The organism is Mycobacterium sp. E2462 (assembly GCF_001672685.1).
In the GTDB taxonomy this organism is placed as follows: Bacteria; Actinomycetota; Actinomycetes; order Mycobacteriales; family Mycobacteriaceae; genus Mycobacterium.
On the sequence record NZ_LZKC01000462.1, the window covers coordinates 1 to 10,213 of the forward strand.

Consider the following 10,213-nt stretch of genomic DNA (forward strand, 5'->3'; position numbering starts at 1 on the left):
GCGCATGTTCAAGTCGATCCACCGCTCGAAGTCGTCGAACGAACGCAGCCCCCGCAGCCGAGGCTGGCGGTGGAAGTCCAGCACCACCCCGATCTGGCGTCGGATCACCGCGCGGATCAACGCGTTCTTGTCGGCGAAGTAGTGGGCCAGCTGGGAGCCGCTGACCGACGCCGCGCGCCGCACGGCTTCGAGGTTGGCCGCCGACAGGCCCTCGGTGACGATCAGCTGCGCGGCGGCCTGCACGATGCGGTCCCGGGTGGCGCGCCCCTTGGCGGTCAACCGTTGTTCGTCCTGAACATCGGGATGGGCCATCGCCCCAGGTTAGCTGGCGGCCGCACCCGGCCAGCGCATCCGCAGTCAAGCCCGCGCGCCGGTGTCGATCACGGCACCGGGATGTGGTTGCCCAGGAAGCGGCGGATCAGTTCGGTGACCTCGTCGGGGGCGGACTCCAACAGGAAGTGGCCCCCGTCGAGCAGGTGGATCTCGGCGTCCGGCAGGTCGTCGGCGAACGCCGTGGCACCGGCCGGCCCGAAGATCTGGTCGCCACGGCCCCACACCGCCAACAGTGGCACCCGGCTCGCGCGGAAGTAGTCGTGCAGCCGCGGGTACAGCGGCGCGTTGGTGGCGTAGTCGCGAAACAACTTCAGCTGCACCAGGTCGTTGCCCGGGCGCGAGATCAGGGCGTAGTCGTGCAGCCAGGACTCCGGGTCCACCAGCGTTTCATCCGGCACGCCGGTGAGGTACTGCCAGCGCGTGGCGTCCAGGGTGAGGAACTGCCGCACCGCCGCTTCGGTCTCGGGGCTCTGGTCATCCTGATAGGCCCACACGGTCTTCCAGAAGCTTTCGACGAATCCCGCGTCGTACCCGTTGCCGTTCTGGGTGACGATGGCGGTGATCGCCGCCGGGTCGCGCAACGCCAGCCGCCACCCGATCGGCGCGCCGTAGTCCTGCACGTACATGGCGTACCGCTGCACGCCGAGCGTGTCGAGCAGCCCGGTCGTCAGCTCGGTCAGCCCGTCGAAGGTGTAATCGAAGGCTTCGACCGGCGGGGCGTCGGAAAGGCCGAAGCCGAGGTGATCCGGCGCGATCACGTGGTAGCGATCGGCAAGGGCGGGCAGCAGGTCGCGAAACATGTAGGAACTGGTGGGAAATCCGTGCAGCAGCACCACGGCGGGCGCCGCGGCGTCACCCGCTTCCCGGAAGAACAGCCGATGGCCGTCGACGGTCGTGTAGCGATGATGAACAGCCGGCATGACGCCCCTTATTTTTGGGATGACTGACCCATTATGCACGCGGATGCCTGTGGGCGACAGCCCCAGATCCGGCCGAAGGCAGCGGTTGCCGCCCGCATCGCGCAGGCCTAATGTGGGCCGCGCAGCGCAGCTTCGCTCGCTCGAGTGACGGTGCCGCCGCGTTGCGGCGGTGGCAACGGCCCGGCTGGGCTCCGGATCAGGTCGAGGTGACGCGGTGAGCAAGCTGTTGTCGGTGAACGTGGGCAAGCCTAAAAACGTTGCGTGGCATGGCAAAAACGTCTTCACCGGCATCTGGAAGACACCGGTGCAGGGGCCGGTGATGGTGCGCCGCCTCAACATCGACGGCGACGGGCAGGGCGATCTGGCCGGCCACGGCGGGGAACAGCGCGCGGTGATGGTCTACCAGAGTGAGTCCTACGACTTCTGGAAAAACTACCTGGGCCGCGACGACCTGGCGCCAGGCCATTTCGGGGAGAATTTCACCGTTACCGGCCTGCCCGACGACGAGGTGTGCATCGGCGACCGGTATCGCATCGGCGAGGCGGAATTCGAGGTCACCCAGCCGCGCGTCACCTGCTTCCGGGTCGGGCTGCGCCTGGGTGCCCCCGAGATGCCTAATCTCCTTGTGGCACAACATCGCCCGGGATTCTACCTCCGAGTCATCACCGAGGGTCACGTGCGGGCCGGCGATGACATCGTGCGGACCCGTCGCGGGCGCCACGAACAGAGCGTCGCCGCCGTCGACGCGCTGCTCTACCTGCCCGGCGGTGACCGCGCGCGGCTGCGCGAGGTCGTCGACATCCCGGCGCTGAGCCCGGGCTGGCAACAATCCTTCCGCGACATGCTGGCCCGGCAGGACGCGGCGCCCGCCGCACCCGCGCCGGCGTGGACCGGTTTTCGCCCCCTGCGCATAACGGCGATACACCGGGAGAGCCCCGAAGTCGTGTCGTTTCGGCTGGCGGCCGACGACCACGGCGCGCTTCCGGCGGCGCTGCCCGGCCAGTACCTGACCCTCAGGGTGCCCGGGGCGGCTGAGCCGGCGCCCCTGCGCAGCTACTCGCTGTCCGGTGACCCGCAGGACTACCGCATCAGTGTCAAGCGCGAGGACCGCGGTGTGGTGAGCCGCTGGCTACACACCCACGCCCAGCCCGGATCGGTACTCGAGGCCGCCGCCCCGCGGGGCAACTTCCATCTGGCCGACGGCAGCGGGCCCGTGGTTCTGATCTCGGCGGGGATCGGCATCACCCCGGTGCTGGCGATGCTGCGTGCGCTGTCGGCGGCCGGCAGTGACCGCGCGCTGTGGTGGTTGCACGTTACGCGCAACCGCCAGACCCAAGCCTTCGCCGACGAGGTCGCCGCACTCATCGCGACGCTGCCGCATGCCGTGCAGCGGGTGTTCTTCACCGAGGCCGACGGGCGCCCGGACCCCCGGGTGATCGAGTCACTCGGCCTACCTGCCGAGGCCGCCGCATACGTCTGCGGCCCAACCGGATTCATGATCGACGTCCGCGCCGCGCTGATCGCCGCCGGCCTGCAGGACTCCAGCATTCACACCGAACTTTTCGGCGCCCTGCCACCGGTCAACCCCGGCGTCGTCGACGCCGCGCCGCGCTCGCCGCCCCACCCGCCGGCCGGAGCGCCGGGGACTGGCCCGTCGGTCACCTTCGCCCGCAGCGGCCTCACCGTCAACTGGTCCGCCGGTTACGGCACCATCCTGGAATTCGCCGAGGCGTGCGACGTGCCGACCCGGTTCTCCTGCCGCAGCGGCGTATGCCACGTGTGCGAGACGGGCGTCGTGGCCGGTGCCACCACCTATGTGCAGCCGCCGCTGCAGCCGCCGGACGCAGGGACCGTCCTGATCTGCTCGGCCGCCCCGGCCGGTGACCTGGTGTTGGACCTGTAGACCGTCACGCGGCGATCGAGCGTTGCCCACCGGTGGCGTGCAGCACCGCGCCGTTGACATAGCTGGCGTCGGGCGAGGCGAGAAACGCTGCGGCCTTGGCGATCTCGGCCGGATCCGCCGGGCGTCCCAATGTCGTACTGGCGGCCACGGACTGCAGCAGCCCGGGGACGACCGCCACACCGGGCGTGTCGGTCGGCCCGACCGCGACGGCGTTCACCCGCACCCCCGTGCCGCCGAATTCTTCCGCCCAGACGCGCGTCAGCTGTTCCACGGCGGCCTTGCTGGCGCCGTAGATGCCGGCCCCCGCGCCCGCCACCGACGCCACGACCGTGCTGATGTTGACGACGGTGCCGCCGCCACGCTCGACCATGCCCGGCACCAGCTGCTGGACCAGGATGTAGGGGGCGCGCACGTTGATGTTGAAGTGCTCGTCGAACGTCGCGTCGTCGGTCTCGGTAGTCGCGCCGAATTCGTAGATGCCGGCGTTGTTGATCAGGATGTCGACCGGGCCTGCCTCGCTGGCCAACCTGCGTACGTCGTCGGCATCATTGAGGTCGGCGGCGACGAAACGCGCTGTGCCGCCAGCGTTTTCGATGTCGCGGACGGTCTTCGCGCCGCGCTCGGCGCTGCGTCCGTGAACCACGATTTCGGCGCCGCGAGCCGCCAGTTCCCTTGCGATCGCGTATCCGATTCCCGAAGTGGCGCCGGTCACCAGAGCGGTGGCACCGGCCAGGGTCTCTGCCATCGAAAGCCTGCCTTCAGCGAGTGAGGTTCGGTCAATTACCCCACGCTCAGCAGCGGCCCGGCGGCGTTTATTCCTAGGGGTTGAGCGGGACGGCGGCCTCCGCGGTGTAGCACAGGAAGGTCAGCGTCTCTTGCAGATACAGCTGCACCGTGTCGGCGTCGTGGCTGGTGTAGCCGATCGACACGTCGGTCCCCAGCTGCAGGTCGAAGTCGCCGCCGCGGGTGGTCAGCACGAAGGCGCCGTCGATGGCCGGCGCCCAGATGATGTCGCCGGGAACCAGGCGGTCGATGTGTTCGAGGATCGGATAACCGTGCTCGGTGGTCTCGCTGACCTTGGTGTACACGTCGGCCGAGAGCAGCACGGAGTACGGGCCGTCGACACCGGCGAGGCGCAACTCGGAGATCGCCTGGGTGATGACGTCGGGAATCTCGCGAGGGTCGGCCGGCAGGGTCAGCGACTTGTTCGAGCTGGCCGAGCGGATGCCTTCGATGGACGCCGCGGCGTAGCCCTCGAAGATGGCCCGGTCTTCGACGAACGCCAGCTTTTTCGCGGCGTCCTTCACCGGATCCCAGTCGGCGTCTTGCGCGCCGCGCTCCACATTGTCGATCTCGGTCCGCGACAACGTGAACGGAACCCGCAGCCGCACAAGCGGTTTGCTGGCCCGCAGCTGCGCGACCACGCCCTCGGTGGGTGCTTGGACGTCCACCAGCCGACCGGTGCTGACCGCCGCGGTGACCGGCCCGCCGGGTTCGCTGACGTCGACGACGCGTCGCCCGGCGATGTGCCGCTTGAACGTTCGCGTCGCCTCTTCCTCGATCTCGTCCCAGGCGGCGTCGGTGACCGGTGCCAGTTCGCGGTACAGGTTGTTCATGACGGGGATCCTTTCAGGCTGCCGATCGACAGTGAGCCATCCGGGGCAGCGGCTGGTGCTGTCGCCGGCGGGACGGGCAGGGGCGGCGGGTCGTCGAGGAAATCGACGGTGGGGGAGAAGAACAGCCCGCCGGTGACGGCGGTGGAGAATTCGAGGATGCGGTCGGTGTTGCCGGGCGGGTCGCCGAGGAACATGTTCTCGAGCATGCGCTCGGTCACCGTGGGGGTGCGCGAGTAACCGATGAAGTAGGTGCCGTACTCGCTTTTGCCGAGCTCGCCGAACGGCATGTTGTGCCGCACGATCTTGAGCTCGGCGCCGGTGTCGTCTTCGATCACGTTGAGCGCGATGTGCGAGTTCGGGGGTTTGGTCTCGTCGTCGAGCTCGAGGTTCTCCAGCTTGGTGCGGCCGATCACGAGTTCCTGTTCGTTGACCGACAACGAATTCCACCCGGTCATGTCGTGCACGTACTTCTGCACGTGGACGTAGCAGGAGCCGGCGAACTCGGGGTCTTCGTCGCCGATGGCGGTGGCGCTGACCGCCAGCGGGCCGTCGGGGTTCTCGGTGCCGTCGACGAAGCCGAGCAGGTCGCGGTTGTCGAAGTAGCGAAAGCCGTGGACCTCGTCGACGACGGTGACCGCGCCGGCCATCGACCGCAAGATCCGGTCGGCCAGTTCGAAGCAGACGTCCAGGCTCTCGGCGCGGATGTGGAACAGAAGGTCCCCGGGAGTCGCGGGCGCGGTGTGTCGCGGGCCCTTGAGCTCGACGAATCGGTGCAATTGGGCGGGGCGCGGCCCGGAGAACAAGCGGTCCCAGGCGTCGGAACCGATCGACGCGATCGCGGACAGCCGTTTGGGGGGTTCGCGGAAACCGATGGAACGCACCAGCCCGGACACGTCGGGCAGGGCGTCGTGCACGGTCGCCTCGCCGCCGTCGTTGATGGTCAGCACCACGAAGATGGCCGCAGGCGTGAGCGGCTCGAGGATGGGTTGGGGCTGCACCGAAGGCACATGGGCGACCCTAGCGTGGCGACGGTGAGCGCCGAAAGCGGCGCGAGCGAGGAGCCGCGCCGTTGGGCGGGGCGTGGCGACGGTGAGCGCCGAAAGCGGCGCGGGCGAGGAGCCGCGCCGTTGGGCGGGGTGTGGCGACGGTGAGCGCCGAAAGCGGCGCGGGCGAGGAGCCGCGCCGTTGGGCGGGGCGTGGCGACGGTGAGCGCCGAAAGCGGCGCGAGCGTCCAGCCGCCGCGCAGGCGGCCGCGTCGACCGGCGATGATAGTTCCATGCCGGCCAGCGCCGCAGGACTCTGCGCATTCATCGACGCGTCGCCGTCGCCGTTTCACGTGTGCGCCACCGTGGCGGCCCGGCTGACCGAGGCCGGCTACACCGAACTCAGCGAAACCGACCGGTGGCCCACCGAACCGGGCCGCTACTTCGTCGTGCGCGCGGGCTCGCTGATCGCGTGGAATTCCGCCGGCCCCGCCGGCCCGTTTCGCATCGTCGGCGCCCACACCGACAGCCCCAACCTGCGGGTCAAGCAGCACCCGGATCGATGGGTCGCCGGTTGGCGGGTGGTCGCGCTGGAGCCCTACGGCGGCGCGTGGCTCAACTCGTGGCTGGACCGCGACCTCGGGCTGAGCGGCCGGCTGTCGGTGCGCGCCGGCGCCCGCGTCGAGCACCGCGTGGTGCGGATCGACGAGCCCCTGCTGCGGGTGCCGCAGCTGGCCATCCACCTGGCCGAGGACCGCAGATCGCTCACGCTGGACCCGCAGCGCCACGTCAACGCGGTGTGGGGCGCCGGTGACACCCAGCAGCCCTTCGTCGACGACGTCGCGCGGCGCGCCGGGGTGGCGCCGGGCGACGTGCTGTCCGCCGACCTGATGACCCACGACCTGACGCCGTCGGCGGTGATCGGCGCCGACGCCGACCTGCTGAGCGCGCCGCGGCTGGACAACCAGGCCAGCTGCTATGCGGGCCTGGAGGCTCTGCTGGACGCCGAGCCGGCGGGCTACGTGCCCGTGCTGGTCCTCTTCGACCACGAGGAGGTGGGTTCCACCTCCGACCACGGTGCGCAGTCCGATCTGCTCGGCACGGTGCTGGAGCGGATCGTGCTCGCGCGCGGCGGCGACCGGGAGGACTTCCTGCGCTCGCTGCCCGACTCGCTGCTGGCCTCGGCCGACATGGCCCACGCCACCCACCCGAACTATCCGGAGCGCCACGAGCCCGGTCACCTGATCGAGGTCAACGCCGGGCCGGTCCTCAAGGTGCACCCGAACCTGCGGTACGCCACCGACGGGCGCACCGCCGCGGCCTTCGCGCTGGCCTGCGAGCAGGCCGGCGTGGCCCTGCAGCGTTACGAGCACCGCGCCGATCTGCCCTGCGGTTCGACCATCGGGCCGTTGGCGTCGGCGCGCACCGGCATCCCCACCGTGGACGTCGGCGCCCCGCAGCTGGCTATGCACTCCGCCCGCGAGTTGATGGGCGCGCGCGACGTCACGGCCTACGCGACCGCCATGCGGGCGTTCCTCGCGCCGGCCTGACGCGCGGGCGGACGCGCCGGGCCGCGCCACCCTAGACTGTGAGCCGTGACTGTGTCCGGGACGAGCGCGCCCACCCAGGCGATCGACACCGTCGACCGCGCGGCGACCACCCCCGACGAGCCGCAGCCGTTCGGTGAGTTGGGCCTCAAAGACGACGAATACCAGCGGATCCGCGAGATCCTCGGCCGTAGGCCCACCGACACCGAACTGGCGATGTATTCGGTGATGTGGAGCGAGCACTGCTCGTACAAGTCCTCGAAGGTGCACCTGCGCTACTTCGGTGAGACCACCACCGACGAGATGCGCGCCGGCATGCTGGCCGGCATCGGGGAGAACGCCGGCGTGGTCGACATCGGCGACGGCTGGGCGGTCACCTTCAAGGTGGAGTCGCACAACCACCCGTCCTACGTCGAGCCGTATCAGGGCGCTGCCACCGGGGTGGGCGGCATCGTCCGCGACATCATGGCGATGGGGGCGCGGCCGATCGCGGTCATGGACCAGCTGCGGTTCGGGGCCGCCGACGCGCCGGACACCCGCCGCGTGGTGGACGGTGTGGTTCGCGGCATCGGCGGTTACGGCAATTCGTTGGGCTTGCCGAACATCGGCGGCGAGACCGTCTTCGACGCGTGCTATGCCGGCAACCCCTTGGTCAACGCGTTGTGCGTCGGAGTGTTGCGCCAAGAGGACCTGCACCTGGCGTTCGCGTCGGGCGCCGGCAACAAGATCATCCTGTTCGGCGCGCGCACCGGGCTGGACGGTATCGGCGGCGTGTCCGTGCTGGCGTCGGAGACCTTCGACAGCGAGAACTCCCGCAAGAAGCTGCCCTCGGTGCAGGTCGGCGACCCGTTCATGGAGAAGGTGCTCATCGAGTGCTGCCTCGAGCTGTACTCGGGCGGCCTGGTGATCGGCATCCAGGACCTGGGTGGCGCCGGATTGGCTTGTGCCACTTCTGAATTGGCCTCGGCCGGGGACGGTGGGATGGCGATCCGGCTGGACGCGGTGCCGCTGCGCACCACCGAGATGACGTCCGCCGAGGTGCTGTGCAGCGAATCCCAGGAGCGGATGTGCGCCGTCGTCGCGCCCGAGAATGTGGACGCCTTCCTGGCCGTGTGCCGCAAGTGGGATGTCCTGGCGACCGTGATCGGCGAGGTCACCGACGGTGACCGGTTGCGCATCACCTGGCACGGCGAGACCGTCGTCGACGTCCCACCGCGCACCGTGGCCCACGAGGGCCCGGTCTACGAGCGCCCGGTCGCCCGCCCCGACACGCAGGATGCCCTCAACGCCGACCGCTCCACCGGACTGCCCCGCCCGTCGACCGGTGCCGAACTGCGCGCGACTTTGCTTGCACTGCTTGGCAGTCCGCATCTGTGCAGCCGCGCCTTCATCACCGAGCAGTACGACCGGTACGTGCGGGGCAACACCGTGCTGGCCGAGCACGCCGACGGCGGCGTGCTGCGCGTCGACGAGAACACCGGACGCGGCATCGCCTTGTCGACCGACGCGTCGGGCCGGTACACCAAGCTCGACCCCTACACCGGCGCGCAGCTGGCGCTCGCCGAGGCGTACCGCAACGTCGCCGTCACCGGCGCCACCCCGGTCGCGGTGACCAACTGCCTCAACTTCGGGTCGCCCGAGGACCCGGGCGTCATGTGGCAGTTCTCCGAGGCGGTGCGCGGGTTGGCCGACGGCTGTGTGGCCCTTGGCATTCCGGTGACCGGAGGCAACGTCAGCTTCTACAACCAGACCGGGTCGGCCGCGATCCTGCCCACCCCGGTGATCGGCGTGTTGGGCGTCATCGACGACGTCGCCCGGCGCATCCCGACCGGGCTGGGCGGTGAGCCCGGTGAGTCCCTGCTGTTGCTGGGCGAGACCCGCGACGAGTTCGACGGCTCGGTGTGGGCGCAGGTGACCGCCGATCACCTCGGCGGGTTGCCCCCCGCGGTGGACCTGCAGCGCGAGAAGCTGCTGGCCGAGGTGCTGGTGGCGGCCTCCCGCGACGGGTTGGTGTCTGCCGCACACGACCTGTCCGAGGGCGGTTTGGCCCAAGCCGTGGTGGAGGCGGCACTGGCCGGTGAAACCGGTTGCCGCATCGTGCTTCCCGAGGACGCCGACCCGTTCGTCGCGCTGTTCTCCGAGTCGTCGGGCCGGGTGCTGGTGGCGGTGCCGCGCACCGAGGAGAGCCGGTTGCGCTCCATGTGTGCGGCGCGCGGGCTGCCCGCCGTCCGGATCGGCGTGGCGGATCCGGCCTCCGACTCGGTGGAGGTGCAGGGCCTGTTCACCGTGTCCCTCGCCGAGCTGCGCGACACCTCCGAGGCGGTGCTGCCCCGGCTGTTCGGGTGAGCCGCGCCATCCAATCCCGTTGAGCGTCAACGCGATTCGGCGGGCAAGCTCGTTGCTGCTGGCCGCGGCCCTCGTCTGCTGGAGCTTCGCGAGCCCAGGGCTGCCGCAGCGCTGGCGGCCAGGGCTGCAAGCCGCGGTCGGTGGCGCGCTGGCGCTGGCCACCCGGGCCCCGCTGGGGCTGTGCGGCCGGCGGCTGCGGGCGGGGTCGCGGCCGACCCGGTCTGGTTGTAGAAGCTGACGTTGCCTCCGGTCACCGGAATGCCAAGGGCCACACAGCCGTCGGCCAACCCGCGCACCGCCTCGGAGAACTGCCACATGACGCCCGGGTCCTCGGGCGACCCGAAGTTGAGGCAGTTGGTCACCGCGACCGGGGTGGCGCCGGTGACGGCGACGTTGCGGTACGCCTCGGCGAGCGCCAGCTGCGCGCCGGTGTAGGGGTCGAGCTTGGTGTACCGGCCCGACGCGTCGGTCGACAAGGCGATGCCGCGTCCGGTGTTCTCGTCGACGCGCAGCACGCCGCCGTCGGCGTGCTCGGCCAGCACGGTGTTGCCCCGCACGTACCGGT

At 70.3% G+C, this 10,213-nt stretch carries 8 protein-coding genes and 1 pseudogene; 3 read left to right on the top strand and 6 right to left on the bottom strand.

Translation table 11 applies throughout. The features are described 5' to 3' along the window. A partial coding sequence (locus tag A5714_RS23805) for a TetR/AcrR family transcriptional regulator (protein WP_156747474.1) occupies positions 1-312 on the bottom strand: 312 nt, incomplete at its 3' end. Between the two features lie 68 nt (positions 313-380). Continuing rightward, complete coding sequence (locus tag A5714_RS23810) at positions 381-1,253, bottom strand: alpha/beta fold hydrolase (protein WP_068289550.1); 873 nt, start codon at positions 1,251-1,253, stop codon at positions 381-383. A gap of 214 nt (positions 1,254-1,467) precedes the next feature. Between A5714_RS23810 and A5714_RS23815 the strand changes: the two genes are divergently transcribed. Beyond that, positions 1,468-3,156: an MOSC and FAD-binding oxidoreductase domain-containing protein gene (locus tag A5714_RS23815; protein ID WP_068289562.1), complete on the top strand. Its 1,689-nt coding sequence runs from the start codon at positions 1,468-1,470 to the stop codon at positions 3,154-3,156. Positions 3,157-3,160: 4 nt separating this feature from the next. On the opposite strand, the gene A5714_RS23820 is transcribed toward A5714_RS23815, so the two are convergent. The 3 genes from A5714_RS23820 to A5714_RS23830 all read right to left on the bottom strand — a co-directional run bounded on the left by A5714_RS23820 (position 3,161) and on the right by A5714_RS23830 (position 5,779). Continuing rightward, the gene (locus A5714_RS23820) at positions 3,161-3,901 is read right to left on the bottom strand and encodes an SDR family NAD(P)-dependent oxidoreductase (RefSeq protein ID WP_068289565.1); all 741 of its coding nucleotides are present in this window, start codon (positions 3,899-3,901) and stop codon (positions 3,161-3,163) included. Positions 3,902-3,974: 73 nt separating this feature from the next. Continuing rightward, complete coding sequence (locus A5714_RS23825) at positions 3,975-4,772, bottom strand: family 1 encapsulin nanocompartment shell protein (RefSeq protein WP_068071661.1); 798 nt, start codon at positions 4,770-4,772, stop codon at positions 3,975-3,977. Then, positions 4,769-5,779 carry a Dyp-type peroxidase gene (locus A5714_RS23830; protein WP_068071659.1) on the bottom strand — a complete coding sequence of 337 codons (1,011 nt, stop codon included), beginning with the start codon at positions 5,777-5,779 and terminating at the stop codon, positions 4,769-4,771. Before A5714_RS23830 ends, A5714_RS23825 begins: the two co-directional genes overlap by 4 nt. Positions 5,780-6,048: 269 nt before the next feature. Between A5714_RS23830 and A5714_RS23835 the strand changes: the two genes are divergently transcribed. Then, a complete protein-coding gene (locus A5714_RS23835; RefSeq protein ID WP_068289568.1) occupies positions 6,049-7,305 on the top strand; it encodes a M18 family aminopeptidase in 1,257 nt (418 codons plus the stop codon). Positions 7,306-7,350: 45 nt separating this feature from the next. Further along, positions 7,351-9,648, top strand: a complete 2,298-nt coding sequence (gene purL / locus A5714_RS23840; protein WP_068289570.1) for a phosphoribosylformylglycinamidine synthase subunit PurL — start codon at positions 7,351-7,353, stop codon at positions 9,646-9,648. Positions 9,649-9,845: 197 nt separating this feature from the next. Here purL and A5714_RS23845 read toward each other — a convergent pair. Beyond that, a pseudogene (locus A5714_RS23845) lies at positions 9,846-10,213 on the bottom strand (AIR synthase related protein); the annotation flags it as partial.

What these genes read in the sequence shown, in the direction of transcription:
- A5714_RS23825 (WP_068071661.1), bottom strand. Translation starts at nt 4,772, where the DNA reads ATGAACAACCTGTACCGCGAACTGGCACCGGTCACCGACGCCGCCTGG.
- A5714_RS23835 (WP_068289568.1), top strand. Translation starts at nt 6,049, where the DNA reads ATGCCGGCCAGCGCCGCAGGACTCTGCGCATTCATCGACGCGTCGCCG.
- A5714_RS23810 (WP_068289550.1), bottom strand. Translation starts at nt 1,253, where the DNA reads ATGCCGGCTGTTCATCATCGCTACACGACCGTCGACGGCCATCGGCTG.
- A5714_RS23820 (WP_068289565.1), bottom strand. Translation starts at nt 3,901, where the DNA reads ATGGCAGAGACCCTGGCCGGTGCCACCGCTCTGGTGACCGGCGCCACT.